Annotated in this window: 16 protein-coding genes; 9 read left to right on the plus strand and 7 right to left on the minus strand. The window is 71.9% G+C overall.

All coding sequences use genetic code 11. From position 1 onward, the window contains the following. Positions 1 to 126 precede the first annotated feature (126 nt). Positions 127 to 1,494, plus strand: coding sequence for an FAD-dependent oxidoreductase (locus KKZ08_RS05275; protein ID WP_223778915.1), 1,368 nt, complete (start codon positions 127 to 129; stop codon positions 1,492 to 1,494). Between the two features lie 332 nt (positions 1,495 to 1,826). Here KKZ08_RS05275 and KKZ08_RS05280 read toward each other — a convergent pair whose 3' ends face one another. Beyond that, entirely contained in the window at positions 1,827 to 2,186 is a 360-nt protein-coding gene (locus tag KKZ08_RS05280) for a helix-turn-helix transcriptional regulator (protein WP_223773328.1), read from the minus strand. A gap of 158 nt (positions 2,187 to 2,344) precedes the next feature. Between KKZ08_RS05280 and KKZ08_RS05285 the strand changes: the two genes are divergently transcribed. Next, positions 2,345 to 3,424: an NADH:flavin oxidoreductase/NADH oxidase gene (locus KKZ08_RS05285; protein WP_223773329.1), complete on the plus strand. Its 1,080-nt coding sequence runs from the start codon at positions 2,345 to 2,347 to the stop codon at positions 3,422 to 3,424. Positions 3,425 to 3,471: 47 nt separating this feature from the next. On the opposite strand, the gene KKZ08_RS05290 is transcribed toward KKZ08_RS05285, so the two are convergent. The 3 genes from KKZ08_RS05290 to KKZ08_RS05300 all read right to left on the minus strand — a co-directional run bounded on the left by KKZ08_RS05290 (position 3,472) and on the right by KKZ08_RS05300 (position 5,712). Then, entirely contained in the window at positions 3,472 to 4,443 is a 972-nt protein-coding gene (locus KKZ08_RS05290; RefSeq protein WP_223773330.1) for a transporter substrate-binding domain-containing protein, read from the minus strand. A 16-nt stretch (positions 4,444 to 4,459) separates the two neighbouring features. Then, entirely contained in the window at positions 4,460 to 5,179 is a 720-nt protein-coding gene (locus KKZ08_RS05295) for a hypothetical protein (protein WP_223773331.1), read from the minus strand. Positions 5,180 to 5,328: 149 nt separating this feature from the next. Further along, positions 5,329 to 5,712: a VOC family protein gene (locus KKZ08_RS05300; RefSeq protein ID WP_223773332.1), complete on the minus strand. Its 384-nt coding sequence runs from the start codon at positions 5,710 to 5,712 to the stop codon at positions 5,329 to 5,331. A 126-nt stretch (positions 5,713 to 5,838) separates the two neighbouring features. On the opposite strand from KKZ08_RS05300, the gene KKZ08_RS05305 reads away from it, so the two are divergent. Beyond that, positions 5,839 to 6,075, plus strand: coding sequence for a WhiB family transcriptional regulator (locus KKZ08_RS05305; RefSeq protein ID WP_223773333.1), 237 nt, complete (start codon positions 5,839 to 5,841; stop codon positions 6,073 to 6,075). Here KKZ08_RS05305 and KKZ08_RS05310 read toward each other — a convergent pair. From KKZ08_RS05310 to KKZ08_RS05320, 3 genes are all read right to left on the minus strand, one after another. Further along, positions 6,065 to 6,889 (minus strand): transporter substrate-binding domain-containing protein, encoded by an 825-nt coding sequence (locus KKZ08_RS05310; RefSeq protein WP_223773334.1) that lies wholly within the window; start codon positions 6,887 to 6,889, stop codon positions 6,065 to 6,067. The genes KKZ08_RS05305 and KKZ08_RS05310 overlap by 11 nt on opposite strands. 79 nt (positions 6,890 to 6,968) lie before the next feature. Further along, positions 6,969 to 8,546, minus strand: coding sequence for a M81 family metallopeptidase (locus KKZ08_RS05315; protein ID WP_223773335.1), 1,578 nt, complete (start codon positions 8,544 to 8,546; stop codon positions 6,969 to 6,971). Then, positions 8,543 to 9,760, minus strand: coding sequence for an ROK family transcriptional regulator (locus tag KKZ08_RS05320; RefSeq protein WP_223773336.1), 1,218 nt, complete (start codon positions 9,758 to 9,760; stop codon positions 8,543 to 8,545). The genes KKZ08_RS05315 and KKZ08_RS05320 overlap by 4 nt, the downstream gene beginning before the upstream one ends. A gap of 264 nt (positions 9,761 to 10,024) precedes the next feature. On the opposite strand from KKZ08_RS05320, the gene KKZ08_RS05325 reads away from it, so the two are divergent. The 6 genes from KKZ08_RS05325 to KKZ08_RS05350 all read left to right on the plus strand — a co-directional run bounded on the left by KKZ08_RS05325 (position 10,025) and on the right by KKZ08_RS05350 (position 17,917). Continuing rightward, complete coding sequence (locus KKZ08_RS05325; protein WP_223773337.1) at positions 10,025 to 11,887, plus strand: peptide ABC transporter substrate-binding protein; 1,863 nt, start codon at positions 10,025 to 10,027, stop codon at positions 11,885 to 11,887. Then, positions 11,884 to 12,843 (plus strand): ABC transporter permease, encoded by a 960-nt coding sequence (locus KKZ08_RS05330; RefSeq protein ID WP_223773338.1) that lies wholly within the window; start codon positions 11,884 to 11,886, stop codon positions 12,841 to 12,843. The genes KKZ08_RS05325 and KKZ08_RS05330 overlap by 4 nt, the downstream gene beginning before the upstream one ends. Next, positions 12,840 to 13,745 carry an ABC transporter permease gene (locus KKZ08_RS05335; protein WP_223773339.1) on the plus strand — a complete coding sequence of 302 codons (906 nt, stop codon included), beginning with the start codon at positions 12,840 to 12,842 and terminating at the stop codon, positions 13,743 to 13,745. The genes KKZ08_RS05330 and KKZ08_RS05335 overlap by 4 nt, the downstream gene beginning before the upstream one ends. Positions 13,746 to 13,761: 16 nt before the next feature. After that, positions 13,762 to 15,801: a dipeptide ABC transporter ATP-binding protein gene (locus tag KKZ08_RS05340; RefSeq protein WP_223773340.1), complete on the plus strand. Its 2,040-nt coding sequence runs from the start codon at positions 13,762 to 13,764 to the stop codon at positions 15,799 to 15,801. Continuing rightward, complete coding sequence (mmuM, locus tag KKZ08_RS05345; RefSeq protein ID WP_223773341.1) at positions 15,798 to 16,709, plus strand: homocysteine S-methyltransferase; 912 nt, start codon at positions 15,798 to 15,800, stop codon at positions 16,707 to 16,709. The genes KKZ08_RS05340 and mmuM overlap by 4 nt, the downstream gene beginning before the upstream one ends. Positions 16,710 to 16,831: 122 nt before the next feature. After that, positions 16,832 to 17,917, plus strand: coding sequence for an exo-alpha-sialidase (locus KKZ08_RS05350; protein ID WP_223773342.1), 1,086 nt, complete (start codon positions 16,832 to 16,834; stop codon positions 17,915 to 17,917). Positions 17,918 to 17,935 lie beyond the last annotated feature (18 nt).

Below are 17,935 nucleotides of genomic sequence, written 5' to 3' on the forward strand. Positions count from 1 at the left end.
AAGGACCGGCACGGGAGTCGTCTCGCATCCGTTGCGCGCTGACCGTGCTCCCACGCTCCTGACAGCGGGCACACCGAGTGCGATCCTGAAACCGTCCCGAGGTCGCCTCGCGGAGGGAGCACCATGGTGCTGCACGTCGCCGTCGTCGGTTCGGGTCCCAGCGGGGTGTACGCCGCGCAGTCCCTCGTCCAACAGGACCGGGTGCCGGGGGTGCGGGTCGACGTGCTCGACCGGCTCCCGTGCCCGTACGGCCTCGTGCGGTACGGCGTCGCGCCGGACCACGAGAAGATCAAGTCCCTGCAGGGCAGCCTCCGCACCGTCCTGGAACACGACCGCGTGCGGTTCCTCGGCGGCGTCGAGGTCGGCCCCGGCGGGCTGCCTCCCGACCGGCTCCTCGGTCTGTACCACGCGGTGGTCTACTGCGTCGGCGCGGCGGCGGACCGCAGGCTGGGGGTGCCGGGCGAGGATCTGCCGGGCAGCCACTCGGCGACCGAGTTCGTCTCCTGGTACAGCGCGCATCCGGATGTGCTGACGGACGGTTTCGAACAGGACGGTTTCGTGCGGGACGTGGAGTCGGCCGTCGTCATCGGCGTGGGCAACGTCGCGGTGGACGTCGCCCGCATCCTGGCGCGCGGCGTCGCCGAACTGCTGCCCACCGACATGCCGGACGCGGCGCTCGGCGTCCTCGCGGGGAGCCGGGTCCGTGAGGTGCACATGGTGGGGCGGCGCGGGCCCTCGCAGGCGCGGTTCACCACCAAGGAGCTGCGCGAGCTCGGCTCGCTCCCGGACACGGAAGTCCTCGTGGATCCGGCGGAGCTGGCGCTGGACCCGGCGTACGCCGACCCCTCGGGGCTGCCCGCCGCGAACCGCCGCAACGTCGAGGTGCTGCGCGGCTGGGCCGAGCGTCCCGCGCGCGGTCTGCCCCGGCGGATCCACCTGCGGTTCTTCCTGCGTCCGGTCGCCCTGACGGCGGGCGCCACGGGCCGCGTCGCCGGGACGCGGTTCGAGCGCACGCTGCCGGACGGCCGGGGCGGGGTGACGGGTTCGGGGCGGTACGAGGACATCCCGGCGCAGCTGGTCCTGCGCTCGGTCGGCTACCGTGGGGTGCCGCTCGAAGGGCTGCCGTTCGACCCCGACCGCGGCACGGTGCCGCACGCGACGGGGCGGGTGCTGCGCGACGGGGCGCCGTCCCCGGGGGAGTACGTGGCCGGGTGGATCAAGCGGGGGCCGACCGGTGTCATCGGCACGAACCGCCCGTGCGCCAAGGAGACGGTGCAGTCGCTGCTCGACGACGCCCCCGAACTCGTACGGAAGGACCTCGCGGAAGAGCCGCTGGCCGGGCTGCGCGCGGCGGGGCTGCGGCCGGTGGAGTGGCCGGGCTGGCTGGCGATCGAGCGGGCGGAGGCGGAGCTCGGGCGTTCGCTCGGGCGGGGCGTGGTGAAGATCCCCGACTGGGCGGGGCTGCGGCGGGCGGCGCGGGGCGCGGAGCGGTAGCGGGGGGGCGGCGCCTCGCCGGGCACAGCCGCCGAGCCATCCCGGCAGACGAACCACGGCGGCAAACGGCACAGCGCGGGGCCACCGGACCACCCAACAGACCACGTCGCGGGGCCGCCCCCCCGTCAGGCACAGCCACGGAGCCGTTCCGCCGAGCGGACCGCACACCGGTCACAGGCCCCGCGAGGCGTCCCGCCCGGTGAGCAGCAGCAGGCGCCCGCCACGTCAGGCGAAGGCGCCGAACCGTCCCGGCAGACGAACCACGTCGGCAAGCCGCACAGCGCGGGGCCACCGAGCCCCCCAACAGACCACGTCGCGGGGCCGCCACCCCGTCAGGCGTCGGTGCCGAGCCGTTCCGCCTGGTGGGTGGCGGCGGCGAGGACGCTGTCGAGGAGGCCGGGGAAGAGCGCGTCGAGGTCGTCGCGGCGCAGCGCGCTCAGCTTGGCCGTGCCGCGGTAGATCTGCCGGATCACCCCGCTCTCGCGCAGCACCCGGAAGTGGTGCGTGCTCGTCGACTTGGTGACGGGCAGGCCGAAGTGCGAGCAGGAGAGCTCGGCGCCCTCCTCCCGGGCGAGGTCCCGGACCACCCGCATCCGCATGGGGTCGGCGAGCGCGTGCAGCACCGCCTCCAGCCGGATGTCCGCCGGCTCGGGGTGGGCGAGCGTCCTGCCGCTCGCGGTGGCGGTCGTCATGACGGCTCCCCTTCGTCCGGTGTCCTGCACGTGTCCGTGCCCAGTGCTCTCCCGCGCGTGCTCTCCGCCATTGTACGAGAACCGCCGTAGTTTGACATTCAACGTACTACGAGGGCTACCGTACGAGGAGATACCAGCCGCGAGGAATGGAGTCCGCCGTGAGCGCGCTGTTCGAGCCGTACACCCTGCGATCGCTGACGATCCCGAACCGGGTCTGGATGCCCCCGATGTGCCAGTACTCGGCGCCGCCGGAGGGCCCCCAGGCCGGCGTCCCGCAGGACTGGCACTTCGCGCACTACGCGGCGCGCGCCGCCGGCGGCACGGGCCTGATCATCGTCGAGGCCACCGCCGTCAGCCCCGAAGGCCGCATCAGCCCCTATGACCTGGGCATCTGGAACGACACCCAGGTCGAGGCGTTCCGCCGGACGACGGCGTTCCTCAAGAGCCAGGGCACCGTCCCCGGCATCCAGATCGGGCACGCCGGGCGCAAGGCGTCGACCGACCGCCCCTGGAAGGGCGGCACCCCGCTCGGCTTGGAGGAGCACGGCTGGCAGAGCGTCGCGCCCAGCCCCGTCGCCTTCGACGAGCGCCACCCCGTGCCGGCCGAGCTGTCCGTCGAGGGGATCCGCGAGATCGTGGGCCAGTTCGCCGACGCCGCGCGACGCGCGCTGGACGCCGGGTTCGAGGTCGCCGAGATCCACGGCGCGCACGGCTACCTGATCGGCGAGTTCCTCTCCCCGCACAGCAACAAGCGCACCGACGCGTACGGCGGTTCGTACGAGAACCGCACGCGCTTCGCCCTCGAAGTGGTCGACGCCATGCGTGCCGTCTGGCCCGAGGACAAGCCGCTGTTCTTCCGCATATCGGCCACCGACTGGCTGGAGGAGGCGGGCTGGACGGCCGACGACACCGTCCGCTTCGCCGCCGAGCTCAAGGAGCACGGCATCGACCTGCTCGACGTGTCCACGGGCGGCAACGCGGCAGGCGTCCGCATTCCCGTCGGCCCCGGCTACCAGGTGCCGTTCGCCGCGCGGGTGAAGGCCGAGACGGAGCTGCCGGTCGCGGCCGTCGGCCTGATCACCGAGGTGGAGCAGGCCGAGAAGATCGTCGCCAACGGCGAGGCGGACGCGGTCCTGCTGGGACGGGAGCTGCTGCGGGACCCCTCGTGGGCGCGGCGCGCGGCCCGCGAGCTGGGCGGCGAGGTGCATGTGCCGGAGCAGTACCACCGGTCCGTCTGAACCGCCCTCGTCGCCGGGGCCGGTGGGCAAGCCGCGTATTCGCGTGCCTATCGGCCCCCGCACGACGTCTCGGCGAGGGCCTCGAACTCGTCGTCGGTGGGCTTGTACTGCTGCTCGTAGCCGGCGACGCGTTCGGTGATGCTGCGGAAGTACACCTGGAAGGTCAGCGTCCACTGGGTGTCGAGGAAGCGCTTCAGGGCGCCGTTCAGCTTGCGGCAGTCCTCCTTGTGGCCCTCGCGCAGGCCGATGCCGTAGAACTGCTGCTTCTTCACCGTGATGTTCCGTACGACCTTGACGTCGTCGGCGTACCGCGGATCCTGCGCGAAGCCTTCAAGGATGATCTTGTCCGTCCAGACGGCGTCGAAGTTCCCCCCGATCAGCTCTTTGACGCAGGTCTTGTAGCTGTTGCGGCGTACGACGTCCACGTTGGGCCCCAGCGCCTCACGGACCGCCTTCTTCGCCTTCTCGTCCGTCTCGCTCTTGGGGTCGCCGGTGGAGCCGTACACGCTGCACACTTTCTTGCCGTCGACGTCCGCCAGCCGATTGATGCCGCTCTCGTCCTCACGCACGAGCACGCCCTGATAGGTCTTCAAGTAGGGGGCGGTGAAGTCGATCTCCTTGTCGCGCGGCGCGGTGATGGAGTACGTGGCGATCACCAGGTCCATGCTGCGTTCGCGCAGGACCTTCTCGCGGTTGCGGGACTGCACGTCCCAGTCGGCCGCCCTGAAGCCGAGGTCGGTGCCGAGGAACTGCACCAACCGCGCCTCGAATCCCGCGAAGTCGTCGTCCTCCTCCCTGAGCGTGCTGAAGCCGGGCTGCCCCTTCTTCACCGCGATGTTCAGCGTCTCCTTGTCGAACAGCGAGGGGCGCCCGCCCCCGTCCGGGCCCGCGGAGCGGGTCGGCGACGCGGTGCCCGTGCCGCCCCCGCCGTCGGATCCGCCGCCGCACGCGGCGGCAAGGGAGAGGGCGAGGACGCACGCGGCGGTGACGAGGCGGCGGCTTGGCGCTTGGCGGGGCATGACACTCTCCTTGGACTTACCGGCGGTACTCCGCCTTCTCCAGCGTGAGCTCGACCCGGCAGTCCGCGCTGCCGACGAGTTGGAGGTCGACCGCGACCTCGGGTCCGGGATCGGCGAGCGCGAGGGTGGTGGTGAGCGTCTCCTCCAGGGCGACGGGCGCCTTGGCCTCGATGTCGCCGCCCAGGAACCCCAGCTTGCCCATGCGCAGGCAGGGCGACGCGCCGGCCACGCTGTCCCGCGCCGTGAACGTCAGCCGCAGCCGCTTCTTGTCCCCCGGATCGGCGTCCACGACGAGCCCCACCGTGGCGTCGGCGGCGATCGTGTCCCCGTTCAGACGCGCGTCGCCCGACACGTTCTCGGGCCGGGCCGCGAGGAACCACCACGCGGCGCCCCCGACGAGCGCGACGACGAGGAACGCGGCGAGGAACGCCAGCAGGTGCTGCGTGACCTCCTGCCGCTCGTCCCGACGCGCGTAGAGCGTCATCGCGGATACGTACGCGATGAAACCGCCGCCCGCGAACGTGAGAGCGGTCGCCGAGTCGCCGATGCTCACGATGGCGATCGCGACACCGACGAGGGTCAGCATCAGCACCAGGTGCACGACGAAGAGCACCGAGAAGTAACGCCTGCCCTCGGGATCCGGCGCTCCGGTGTCGGCGCTGGTGTCCGTGTCGGCGCCGGCCTCAGGTCGGGCCGGCTCGGCGTCCGGGCGGACGGGTTTCGACTCCGCGGCCAAGTGGCGCCCTCCCCCGCGCGAGTGGTGCGTGTGGAGGGCAAGGATGCCACAGAGAGTGATGCGAAGGACATCAACTTACGTAGGAGCGCCGCGAGTTCGGGAAACTCCCCGCTGGTGACCGTCCACTCGGATCACGTGGGTCCCATGGGTCACTCGGGAATGGCCGCCAGCGTGAAGGAGTGGCCCGCCGGGTCGGAGTACGTACGCGTGTCCCGCGGCCCGTTGTTGTTCTTGGTGTCCACCGGGCGCGCCCCGAGGCCGACCGCCTCACGCTCCGCCTCGTCCATGTCGTGCCGGGCGACCATGATCCGCACGTGCGCCTGCTGCGAGTCCTCGGGGCGGGGCCAGCTCGGCGGGATGTAGTCGCGCTCCCTGTGCACGGCGAGGCAGACCCCCGACTCGTTCGTGATCTCCACGTAGTCGGGGTCCTTGCTCAACCGGACCTCCGCGCCGAGGAGTCCCGCGTAGAACTCGGCCAGGGCCTCGGGCTCGGAGCAGTCCAGTACGAGCACGGCGTTCTTGTGGACGGTCATGGTGTGCGGGTCCCCCGTGCCCGCCCCGCCAAACGGGGCGCACGCGGGGCCACTTGGCGGGCCGGGGGCGCGCGGGGCGGGCTACCCGGAAGTTTTCGTTCCGCCCCCATGGGCACTCGGGCGCCCATGGAGTGGTTGCAGAGGGCTGCCTGCGTCGACGAGGATCCGGACCTCTTCTTTCCCGTCGGTACGACAGGCCCCGCGATAAGAGATCTCGCCGCCGCCAAACGTGTCTGCGCCCGCTGCCCGGTGAGCGGCGAGTGTCTGGCGTGGGCGCTCAGGACCGGTCAGACGGCCGGCGTGTGGGGCGGCACCTGCGAGGAGGAACGGGCGGCCCTGCGCCGCGCTGACCTCACCGCCTGACGGTCCACTCGTCCTCGTACTTCGCGTACGTCCCGTCATGCTTCGCGAGGTGCACGAACTGGTCGACGTACTCCTTGAACTCCTCGTCCCCGCGCGGCGTCGCGTACGCCTTCTCCGAGAAGGTGAAGGGCTTGTCGGGGTGGAGGGCGCAGAGTTCGGGGTGGATCCTCGACTGGTAGAGCGTCTCGCTCGCGTCCGTCATCATGACGTCCGCGCGCCCGTCGATGATCTCCTGGAAGATCGTGGTGTTCTCGGGATGCAGCCTGATCGTCGCCTGCTTGATGCTCGCCCGGGTGAACTCCTCGTTCGTACCACCGGGGTTGACGACGACCCGCACGCCCTTCTTGTCGATGTCCTTCAGCGTGCCCGCGCCGAACCGGTCCTTGTCCGCGCAGCGCACGATCGGCGTCTTGCCGTCCTCGCGCGTCGGTTCGCTGAAGTAGACCTGGCGGGCGCGCGCCGGCGTGATCGAGACGCCGCCGACACCGATGTCGCAGCGGCGCGCGGCGACGTCCCCGGTGAGGTCCGCCCACGTCGTCGCGGTGAACCTCGGCTCGGCGTCGAGGCTCTTCGCGAGGTCGCGCGCCATCTCGATGTCCACGCCGCTGTACGTCCTGCCGGCGGGGTCCAGTTTCGTGAAGGGCGCGTAGTCACCGGTCGTGCAGACCTTCAGGACGCCCCTTTTCGGCACGGCGTCCAAGAGGCTGCCCAGGTAGGGGCGTTCCGGTCGCTTGGCCGCGCCCGGCGACGTGGGCGCGGCGGCGGTGACGGCCAGCAGACAGGCGAGGGCGGACAGAGTGGCGGCACGCTTCACGGGGGGGTCCTTTGCGCTGCGGGCGGGCGGCTCGAAGGGATCACCCTCGCAGACCCGATCCGCCGCCTGCACCCCCTTCTCACCCTGCGAGCGGTGCCAGGACGACCGGCGTCAGGTCCGGACCCTCACCCGCGTCGTACGCGTCCTCGTCGAACGGGTAGAGCGGCCGTGCCACCCGGTGGTGCCCGAGGCGCGGCAGGTCCTGGTCGACTCCGCCGGGGGTGAGGGCGAGCAGCCAGTCGGCCGCCATGTCGTACAGCTCCGGCTCCAGATAGCCGATCTTCACCGCCACGATGTCGTACGTACGCGGATCGATGCCGAGGCCGCCCTCCTCGGGGCCCATGAAGTCGGCCAGGGTGTGGAACGGCTTGCGGCGTTCGACGAGGATCACGGTGAGGCCGCCGGTGCGCACGGCCGCCATGTCGACCCCGCGGTCGTACGCGCCGCCCTCGGCGCGGTCCTTGCGGTCGGTGGCGCGCTGCAACGCGACGACGGTGCCGGTGAGTTCGTACGGCCCGCCGTGATGCGTGTCGACCTTGCCGCCGACGCTCAGCGTCACCTGCGCGCCCACGCCCGCCGCGAAGCATTGGGCCACGGCGGCCGGGTCGGTGATGCCGGGGTGGACGGCGGTGACCTTTCCGGTGCGGATCGCGTCGTGTCCGAGGAGCTTGCGCAGCATGTACGCGAGGTCGCCCGCGCCGCCCGCTGTCGGGTTGTCGCCCGAGTCGCTGATCAGGAAGGGCCGCCTCGTCGAGGTCACGGCCCGCTCCACGCACTCCTCGGCGGTGCCCGTGGGGCCGACGAAGACGAAGTCGCGGCGCGCGTCCCAGTAGCGGCGGGCGAGCTGGCCGGCCTCGGTGGCGGCGCGTTCGGCATCGTCACCCGTGACGACGACGGCGGCCTGGCAGCGGGGTTCGTCGGCCCAGGCGTAGCCGACCCAGAGCGCGGCGTCGAGGATGCCGGGCAGCCGCTCGATGTCGGCGAGCGAGGCGTAGAGGGACTTGGCGGGTTCCAGGCGGGTGCTGGTCTTCTCGCCGGGGAGGAGGACGGGGATCTGCACCCAGGCGCGGTGCGGGCGCGTGCCGTCGAGGAGGCAGCGCACGAGGTTGCGGGCGGCGCGCTCGCGGGTCTCCCAGGCGTCCTCGTGCGGGGCGAGGCGGTGGGCGGTGAGCAGGTCGACGGGCTCGGCGAAGCGGCGCGAGACGTTGCCGTGCAGGTCCATGGCGGCGGAGATCATGGGGCGCCCTGTGCCGTCCGGGGTGCCCACGGAGTCGAGGGCCGTGCGGACCGCCTCGGTGAGGTCGGCCTCGGCGTCGGTGAGGCCGACGACGCTCATCGCGCCGTGGATGTCGTAGACGAGGCCGTCGAGGGGGCCCGCGTTCCGTATGCGCGTGACGAGTTCGTCCTTGAGGGTCAGGTACGACTGTGCCTCCACCGGACCGCCGGGCAGCGAGGTCGCGTGGAGCAGCGGCACCCATTCGACGGTGGCGGCGAGGTCGGAGCCCGGCTGCGTCCAGGTGTAGCGGTCGAGGAGGTCCTGGCCGCGGGTCCGGCGGAAGTCGTCCGTGGTGGAGCGGTGCGGGCAGAACGTGGAGGACTCGATGCCGATGCCGCCGATGCCGATGCGCAGGCGGCGGTTGGCGGTGGTGGGGGTCATGCGGGTGCGCTCTCTTCCTGGGGGGCACGGGCGGGGTCGGGGGCGGGTCCCGGGAGGGCCGCCGGGGTGGTCGGCAGGTGCCTGCGCAGCGCGGTGAGGCCCGCGCCGAGAAGGCCCGCGTCGACCCCCGTGACGGTGGTGGTGATCTCCAGGTCGGCCGTGGCGAGGGGCAGGCACCGCTCGTAGAGCACGCCGCGCACGGCGGCGACCAGGGGCTCGGCGGTCGCGAGTACGCCGCCGAGCGCCACGGCCTGCGGGTTGAAGAAGTTGACGACGACGGACAGGACGGTGCCGATGTGCCGTCCCGCGGTGCGGACGAGGGTGGTGGCCCGCGGGTCCCCGTCGGCGACGAGACGCAGCAGGTCGCTCGTGTCGCTCACCTCGACGCCGTGGAGGGCGAGTTCGCGGATGAGGGCGGCGCCGCTGGCCACGGTCTCCAGGCAGCCGATGTTGCCGCAGCTGCACGGCCGGTCGCCCGCGGCGTCCACGCGGACGTGGCTGATGTCGCCGGCGCTGCCGTTGGCGCCGTCGTGTGGGCGTCCGGCGGAGATGACGCCGCTGCCGATGCCGCGCCCGGCCTTGACGACGACGAGATGGTCGAGTTCGGGGCGGGCGACGCGGTGTTCGCCGACGGCCATCATCGTGGCGTCGTTGTCGACGGTGACGGGAAAGCCGAGGCGTTCGGCGAGCACGTCACGCAGCGGGTAGCGGTGCCAGCCCGGCATGCGGGAGGGGCTCAGGACACGGCCCGTCCCCGGCTGCACGGGCCCGGGGAAGGCGACGCCGAGCGCCCGTACGGTACGGCCCTCCTCGCGCTGGCGTGTGACGAGCCGGTCGACCTGCCCGCAGAGCCAGTCGACGGCGGACTCGGGGCCCGCGGTGATGTCGTGCGGCAGGTCGACGGCGTCGCTGACGGTGCCGCCGAGGTCGACCACGCCGAGCCGCGCGTGGTGGCTGCCGAGGTCGGCGGCGACCGCCACGCCTCCGTGCGAGGCGACCCGCAGCAGCCTGGGCCTGCGGCCGCCGCGGGAGGCGCCCTCGCCGGACTCGGTGAGGAGCCCGGCGTCGACCAGTTCCTGCACCCGCAGGGAGACCGTCGAGGCGGCGAGACCGAGTTCGCGTACGAGGTCGGCCCGTGACGAGGCCGCCCCCGTGGAGACCAGGTGGACGATGTGCTGTGCCGATCCTGGTTCGCCGAGTGGTGTTCCGGCCATGCCGCCCCCAGTTGCTCACCTGTCGTGCGAGGCGCCCCGCACTGTTCTTTCGCGCCGTCCCTACGCGCTGTTCCTCGCGCTGTTCGTTCGTCGCTCGGCCGAACACTAGGGCTCATCGAATCAAGTCCGCCACCCCCGCCGGGTTTTCGAGTTCCTGCCGAATGAAGTATTGACTTGTTTTTCCGGCGCGGCCTAGCGTTCGGGCGCCGCTCCGTCGTTCTCCGGCACGGAGGCCGGCCCCGTCCCCCTTGGAGGCCCATCGCCATGCGCTCACTCAGGTCCGCGGCGGCAGCCCTGCTCGTCCTCGCGGCGGCCCTCACCGGCTGCACCCGCGAGGGCGGCCGCATCGACATGGGCCCCACCGGCGGCACTCCGGTCGAAGGCGGTACGGCGACCATGGCCCTGCCGCCGGCCGCCGCCCCCAACTGGATCTTCCCGATCGGCGCGCCCGGCTACGGCGCCTCGTACAACTACGGCATCCAGTCCCTGCTGTTCACGCCGGTCTACGACGCCGTGCAGGACAAGGAGAAGGGCGAGCTGACGACGCACGGGCCCGGCACGCTGGGCCTGGAGCCGAGGTACAGCGACGGCAACAGGACCGTGACGGTGCCGCTGCGCGAGGGCGTGACATGGTCCGACGGCAAGCCGGTCACCGCCCGCGACCTGGAGTTCTGGTTCCGCCTCGTCAAGGGCAACAAGGCCCAGTGGGGCAGCTATTCGGTCGGCACCATGCCGGACAACGTCAAGCGGTTCGAGACCCTCGACGACCACACCGTGCGGCTGCACCTGACCCGCGCCTACAACCCGGACTGGTTCACCGCCAACCAGCTCACGCTCATGCGGGCCCTCCCGCAGCACGCCTGGGACGCGAAGACCGACGGCGGCAGGATCGGTGACTGGGACCGCACGCCGAAGGGCGCCGAGGCGGTCTTCGCGCGCCTCACGAAGCACGCGAAGAGCCTTGGCTCGTACGGCTCCGACCCGCTGTGGAAGACGGTCAACGGCCCCTGGAAGCTCGCCGGGTGGCGTGACAGCGGCCAGGTGACGATCGTGCCGAACGAGAAGTTCACCGGCCCGGAGTCCGAACGCCCGCACCTGGACAAGGTGGTCTTCAAGCCCTTCACCACGGCCGACTCCGAGTACAACGTGCTGCGCTCCGGCGGCGTCGACTACGGCTACATCCCGCCGTCGGTGATGGCGCAGAAGGAGAAGTTCGAGAGCAAGGGCTACCGCGTCGACCCGTGGGAGGGCTGGGCGGCGACGTACATCGTCTACAACTTCAACTCCACCCACGGCGGCCCGCTGATGGGACAGCTCTACATCCGCCGGGCCATGCAGCACCTCGTCGACCAGAAGGCGATGAGCGACGTCATCTGGCAGGGCAGCGCGACACCGACGCTCGGCCCGGTGCCGGCCACGCCGAAGAGCCAGTACCTCTCCGAGGCCATGGAGAAGAACCGCTATCCGTATGACGTCGACAAGGCCCGGCGCCTCCTCACCGCGCACGGCTGGCGCGTCGAGGACGGCACCGCCCGCTGCGTACGCCCCGGAACCGGCGAGAACCAGTGCGGCAAGGGCATCGCGAAGGACACCCCGCTCGAACTGACCCTCCTCTCCCAGTCCGGTTCCACCGAGACGACGAACATGATGCAGGAGCTCAAGTCGTCCCTGTCCAAGGCCGGCATCGAACTGACGGTGCGCCGGCAGCCGCTGAACTCGGTCCTCGGCAACTCCGTGCCCTGCACGGCGAAGGACCCCGGCTGCGCATGGGACATGTCCTTCTTCGGGACCGCCGGCAGCTGGTACTACCCCCTCAACCCGAGCGGCGAGCAGCTCTTCTCCACCGGGGCCTCCGCCAACTTCGGCAACTACAGCGACAAGAAGGCCGACCGCGTCATCCGGGCCGTGCAGTACTCCCCCGACATGCAGGCCGTCCACGAGTACGGCGAGTACCTCGCCGAGCAGCTTCCGGTGATGTGGATGCCCAATCCGGCGTACCAGGTCTCGGTCATCCGCAACGACCTGCGCGGCATCGAACAGAACCCGACCGTCACCTTCGCGCCCCAGCACTGGTACTACGTCAAGAACGCCAAGAAGAGCGGCACGGAGAAGGGAGCCGTGAAGTGACCGGCTTCACCGGCTTTCTGGTCAAGCGTTTCCTCCAGGCGATCGTCGTCCTCTTCCTGGTGTCGGTCATCGTCTTCGTGCTCCTGCACCTCCTGCCGGGCGGCCCGGCCCGCGCCATCCTCGGCCCCAAGGGCACGCCGCAGCAGATCGAGCACTTCAACCACCAGCAGGGGTTCGACCGTTCACTGCCGACGCAGTACGCGATGTACCTGAAGCGGCTGCTCACCGGCGACCTCGGCGAGTCCTTCAAGCTCAACTCGCCCGTCCTCGACCTGCTGAAGCAGCGCCTGCCGAAGACGCTGCTCCTGACCGTCCTGTCCACCGTGCTCGCCGTCGTCATCGCCGTCCCGCTCGGCCTGCTCCAGGCCGTGCGGCGCGGCAAGCCCGCCGACTACGCGCTGACGGGTCTCGCCTTCCTGATGTACGCGACGCCGGTGTTCTTCCTCGGCCTCATCATGATCATCCTGTTCGCGCAGGTCATGCCCATCTTCCCGGCGGAGGCACCACAGGGCGAGTCGATCGGTGAACTCCTCGGCGACTCCACCGGGTTGATTCTGCCGGTGGTCACCATGGCTTTCGGCATCATCGCGATGTTCAGCCGCTACATGCGCTCGGCGGTCCTCGACAACCTCACCGAGGAATACGTCCGCACCGCGATGGCCAAGGGCCAGTCGAGCCGCCGCATCATGGTCCGGCACGTCCTGCGCAACGCGCTCATCCCGCTCGCGACCCTCCTCGGCCTCTACCTGCCGACGCTGTTCAGCGGCGCCCTCGTCGTCGAGTCGATGTTCAACTACCCCGGCATGGGGCTGCTGTTCTGGAACGCGGCACAGGGCTCCGACTTCCCCGTGCTCCTCGGCGTGACCCTCGTCGTCGGCGTCGCCACCGTCCTCGGCTCCCTGCTCACCGACATCCTGTACGCCGCCCTCGACCCCCGGATACGGAGCGTGGCATGAGTACCACCGCCGCCCCTGTCACCGCCCCCGGCCAGGAGGAGACGGCGCGGGCCACCCCCTCCCTCGCCCGCCGCACCCTGCGGGTCTTCACCGGCAACAAGCTCGCCCTGACGGGTGTGGCCGTCCTCGCCCTGCTGATCGCCTTCAGCTACCTCGGGCCGCTCCTGCACCCCAGCGAGCAGGTCCACACCGACCTGTCGCAGGCGAACCTCCCGCCCGGCAGCCCCGGCCACCTCCTCGGCACCACCGACCTCGGCTACGACATGGTCGGCCGCCTGATGGTCGCCGGCCGGACCTCGCTGGAGATAGGCCTGGCGGCGGGATTGCTGGCCACCCTCTTCGGCACCGTCTACGGCGCGGTCTCCGGATACTTCGGCGGCTGGGTCGACGCCGCGATGATGCGCGTCACGGACGCGGCGCTCGCCATCCCCGCGATGTTCCTGCTCGTCGTGGTCGCCGCGATCATCACGCCCGACAAGGGCGTCCTGGTCGTGATCATCGCGGCGGTCGCCTGGCTCTCCCCCGCCCGCCTGGTGCGCGGCGAGGCCCTGGCGCTGCGCGACCGCGAGTACGTCCAGGCCATGCGGATGATGGGCGGCGGCGGCACCCGCGCCGTCTTCAAGCACATCGTGCCGAACGCCATCGGCACCGTCATCGTCAACTGCACCTTCCAGATCGCCGACGCCATCCTCTACGTCAGCTACCTCGCGTTCCTCGGCCTGAGCATCCCGCCGCCCTCGGCCGACTGGGGCTCCATGCTGTCCGCCGGCATCACCTACACCCAGAACGGCTACTGGTGGCTGATCTTCCCGCCGGGCATCGCGATCGTGCTGGTCGTCGCCGCGTTCAACTTCATCGGTGACGGGCTGCGGGACGCGTTCGAAGTCCGGCTGCGGAGCTGAGAGGAAGACCGGAGAGATGACCACGCCCGAGCCACTGCTCACCATCGACGACCTGCACGTCGACATCACCTCCCGCGACCGCACCGTCCACGCCCTCGACGGCGTCGGCCTCACCCTCGCCCCCGGCGAGGCCCTGGGCATCGTCGGCGAGTCCGGCTGCGGCAAGACCATGACCGCGCTCAGCGTGCTCGGCCTGCTGCCGCCGGGCGGCGAGATCACCGGCGGACGCGTCCTGTTCGACGGCAACGACCTCGCCACCGCCGCCGCGCCCGTCCTGGAGGAGGTACGGGGGGACAGCATCGGCATGGTCTTCCAGGACCCGCTGACCTCGCTCAACCCGACGATGACCATCGGCGCCCAGGTCGCCGAGCCGCTGCTCCTGCACCGCCCCGGCATCGGCCGCGCGCAGGCCATGACCCGCGCCGAGGAGATGCTCCGCCTCGTCGGCATGCCGCGGCCCGCCGAACGCATGAAGGCCTACCCGCACCAGCTCTCGGGCGGCATGCGCCAGCGCGTGGCGATCGCCATGGCCCTGGTCTGCGAGCCGAAGCTGCTCATCGCCGACGAGCCGACCACCGCCCTGGACGTCACGACGCAGCACCAGATCCTCGAACTCGTCGACGACCTGCGCGCCCGCCTCGGCATGGCGATGATCCTGGTCACCCACGACCTGGGCGTCATCGCCCACCGCGTCGACCGGGTCGCCGTCATGTACGCGGGAAAGGTCGTCGAGGAGGCCGGCGTACGGGACCTCTTCACCCGCCCGCGCCACCGCTACACCGAGGCCCTGTTCGCCGCGCTGCCCGAACGCGCGGCCGCGACCGGCACGGAACTGCACACCATTCCCGGTCTGCCGCCGAGCCTCGCGACGCGCCCCACGGGTTGCCGTTTCGCGCCGCGCTGCGCCTTCGCCACGGAGGAGTGCCGCGGCGAGGAGCCGCCGCTCGCCGACGACGAGGTGCGGGGCCCGGAGCACCGGTTCGCGTGCTTCCACCCGGTGCCGGACGAGGCCACGTCCGAGGACGAGGTGGTGATCCCCGCGCCCGTGCCCCCGGCCGCCGCCCCCGGGGACGTACTCCTCGAAGTCGACGCACTCGTCAAGGAGTTCCCGCTCAAGGGCGGTCCGTTCGCGCGCGGTCGCGGCACGGTCAGCGCGGTCGGCGGGGTGTCCCTCACGATCCGCGAGGGCGAGACGTTCGGCATGGTCGGCGAGTCCGGCTCCGGCAAGACCACGCTCGGACGGATCGTCGCCGGCCTGGAGGAGCCGACCGCCGGGGCGGTGCGCTTCGAGGGCGCCGACCCGTCCCGGATGACCCGGGCCGAGCGGCGGGCGCACCGGCGTCGCGTCCAGCTGATGTTCCAGGACTCCACCGCCGCGATGGATCCGCGCATGCGGGTGGGCGAGATCCTGCGGGAGCCCCTGGTCATCCAGGGCGTCGGCAGCCGCGCCGAGCGGGAGGAGCGCATCGCCGCACTCCTCGACGCCGTCGGCCTGCCGCGCGGCGCGGTCCACCGCTACCCGCATGAGTTCTCTGGAGGGCAGCGCCAACGCATCGGCCTGGCAAGGGCGTTGACGCTCTCGCCCGATCTGGTGGTCGCCGACGAGCCGGTGTCCGCGCTGGACGTGTCGGTGCAGGCGCAGATCCTGAACCTGATGCGGGAGCTCCAGCGCGAGCGGGGCCTGACCTACCTGTTCATCTCGCACGACCTGGCCGTGGTGCGGCACCTGGCGGACACGGTGGGCGTGATGTACCTCGGCAAGCTGGTGGAGACCGGGCCGGCAGAGAGGGTGTACGCGCAGCCGCTGCACCCTTACACGCGGGGGCTGCTGGAGACGGTGAACCTGGCCGACCCCGCCCCTGGACGCGCGCCGCTCAAGGGTGAAACCCCCTCCGCCGCGAACCCCCCGTCCGGGTGCCGCTTCCGGACCCGGTGCCCCCTTGCCGAGGACGTCTGCGCCACGACGGAGCCGCCGGTGAGCACTCCGAGCGGCGCCGGACACCAGGTGGCCTGTCACTTCCCGCTGACCGCGCCTCGGCTAGCGTCGGCCAGGTGAGACTCGCCGACGCTCTTTCCCACCGCCCGCTCGTGCTGGACGGCGGCCTCTCCAACCAGCTGGAGGCCGCCGGGCACGACCTGAGCGACGCCCTCTGGTCGGCGCGCCTGCTCGCCGACCGGCCGGACGCCATCGAGGCCGCCCATCGCGCGTACTACGAGGCGGGCGCCGAGGTCGCCATCACCGCCAGCTACCAGGCGACGTACGAGGGGTTCGCGCGGCACGGCATCGACGCGCCCCGCACGGCCGAGTTGCTGCGCCTGAGCGTGGAGTTGGCGCGGCGGGCCGGCGCCGGGCTTGGCCGCGAGGTGTGGGTGGCGGCGTCGGTGGGACCCTACGGCGCGATGCTCGCCGACGGCTCCGAGTACCGGGGCCGGTACGGCCTGAGCGTGGCCGAGCTGGAGCGCTTCCACCGGCCCCGCCTGGAGACCCTCGCCGCGGCGGCCCCGGACGCCCTCGCCCTGGAAACGGTCCCCGACACCGACGAGGCGCGGGCGTTGCTGCGCGCGGTGCGCGGTCTCGGGGTGCCCGCCTGGCTGTCGTACAGCGTCGCGGGGGATCGCACGCGCGCGGGCCAGCCTCTCGACGAGGCGTTCGCTCTCGCCGCCGGCGTGGACGAGGTGATCGCGGTCGGCGTGAACTGCTGCGATCCGCGCGACGCGCGGTCGGCGGTGGCGCTCGCCGCGCGGGTCACCGGCAAGCCGGTGGTCGTCTATCCGAACAGCGGCGAGAGGTGGGACGCCGAGGCGCGGTCGTGGCGTGGTCCCGCGCGGTTCGCGGCCGGTCAGGTGGCCGGCTGGCGGGCGGCGGGGGCGCGGCTGATCGGCGGGTGCTGCCGGGTGGACCCCGGGGCGATCGCGCGAGTCGCGTCGGAGCTGTCGTCGTCGCCGGACCGCCCTCCGGCCTGAGACCCGGCGTTCAGGCTGGGACACGGCGTTCACCTGCGGAAACACCGTGCCGAAGGGTGACTGTCAGTGCCGGGGTGCAGACTGACGGATACCTGAGACAACGACGTCCGGAGGTGGCCGCGATGGCCGATGTACTTCTGACCGTAGGCACCCGCAAAGGCCTGTTCATCGGCCGCAGGCGCGAGGGTGTCTGGGAGTTCGACGACAGCCCGTACTTCAACGCCCAGGCGGTGTACTCCGTCGCGATCGACACGCGCGGCAGGACGCCCCGCCTGCTCGTCGGCGGCGACAGCGCGCACTGGGGCCCGTCCGTCTTCCACTCCGACGACCTGGGCCAGTCGTGGACGGAGCCCGCGAAGCCCGCCGTGAAGTTCCCCAAGGACACCGGGGCGTCGCTGGAGCGGGTGTGGCAGCTGCACCCGTCGGCCGCGGAGCCGGACGTGGTGTACGCGGGCACGGAGCCTGCCGCGCTGTACCGCTCGGAGGACCGCGGCGAGAGCTTCGCGCTCGTCCGTCCCCTCTGGGAGCACCCCACGCGTTCCAAGTGGGTGCCGGGCGGTGGCGGTGAGGGCCTGCACACCATCCTGACGGATGCCCGCGACGCCCGTGCGGTGACCGTCGCGGTTTCCACCGCGGGGGTGTTCCGCACCCTGGACGGCGGCGCGAGCTGGGCCCCTTCGAACAGGGGGGTCTCGGCGGTGTTCCTGCCGGAGCCGGACCCCGAGTTCGGGCAGTGCGTGCACAAGGTCGCGCGGGACGCGGCCGACCCGGACCGGCTGTATCTCCAGAACCACTGGGGCGTGTACCGCAGCGACGACGCGGGGGCGCACTGGACGGACATCGGCGGCGGCCTGCCCTCCGACTTCGGTTTCGCCGTGGTCGCCCACCCGCACCGGGGCGGCACGGCGTACGTCTTCCCGATCGAGGCGGACAGCGACCGGGTCCCCGCCGCCCGCCGCTGCCGCGTGTACCGCACGGCCGACGCGGGCGCGAGCTGGGAGCCGTTGAGCGCGGGCCTGCCCCAGGGCGATCACTACGGCACGGTGCTGCGGGACGGCATGTGCAGTGATGACAACGACCCGGCGGGCCTCTACTTCGGCAATCGCAACGGCGAGGTGTACGCCTCGGCGGACGACGGCGACAGCTGGCGGCTGCTCGCCTCGCACCTGCCGGACGTGCTGTGCGTTCGGGCCGCGGCCATCGGTTGATCGACACCGCCGTTACGG

Source organism: Streptomyces sp. 135 (genome assembly GCF_020026305.1).
In the GTDB taxonomy this organism is placed as follows: domain Bacteria; phylum Actinomycetota; class Actinomycetes; order Streptomycetales; family Streptomycetaceae; genus Streptomyces.

Bases quoted from the DNA above. Each gene is read 5' to 3' on its own strand.
- KKZ08_RS05290 (WP_223773330.1), bottom strand. From the start codon at position 4,443: ATGCCCCGCCAAGCGCCAAGCCGCCGCCTCGTCACCGCCGCGTGCGTC.
- KKZ08_RS05350 (WP_223773342.1), top strand. From the start codon at position 16,832: ATGGCCGATGTACTTCTGACCGTAGGCACCCGCAAAGGCCTGTTCATC.
- KKZ08_RS05300 (WP_223773332.1), bottom strand. From the start codon at position 5,712: ATGACCGTCCACAAGAACGCCGTGCTCGTACTGGACTGCTCCGAGCCC.
- KKZ08_RS05280 (WP_223773328.1), bottom strand. From the start codon at position 2,186: ATGACGACCGCCACCGCGAGCGGCAGGACGCTCGCCCACCCCGAGCCG.
- KKZ08_RS05305 (WP_223773333.1), top strand. From the start codon at position 5,839: ATGGAGTGGTTGCAGAGGGCTGCCTGCGTCGACGAGGATCCGGACCTC.
- KKZ08_RS05340 (WP_223773340.1), top strand. From the start codon at position 13,762: ATGACCACGCCCGAGCCACTGCTCACCATCGACGACCTGCACGTCGAC.
- KKZ08_RS05315 (WP_223773335.1), bottom strand. From the start codon at position 8,546: ATGACCCCCACCACCGCCAACCGCCGCCTGCGCATCGGCATCGGCGGC.
- KKZ08_RS05320 (WP_223773336.1), bottom strand. From the start codon at position 9,760: ATGGCCGGAACACCACTCGGCGAACCAGGATCGGCACAGCACATCGTC.
- KKZ08_RS05325 (WP_223773337.1), top strand. From the start codon at position 10,025: ATGCGCTCACTCAGGTCCGCGGCGGCAGCCCTGCTCGTCCTCGCGGCG.
- KKZ08_RS05335 (WP_223773339.1), top strand. From the start codon at position 12,840: ATGAGTACCACCGCCGCCCCTGTCACCGCCCCCGGCCAGGAGGAGACG.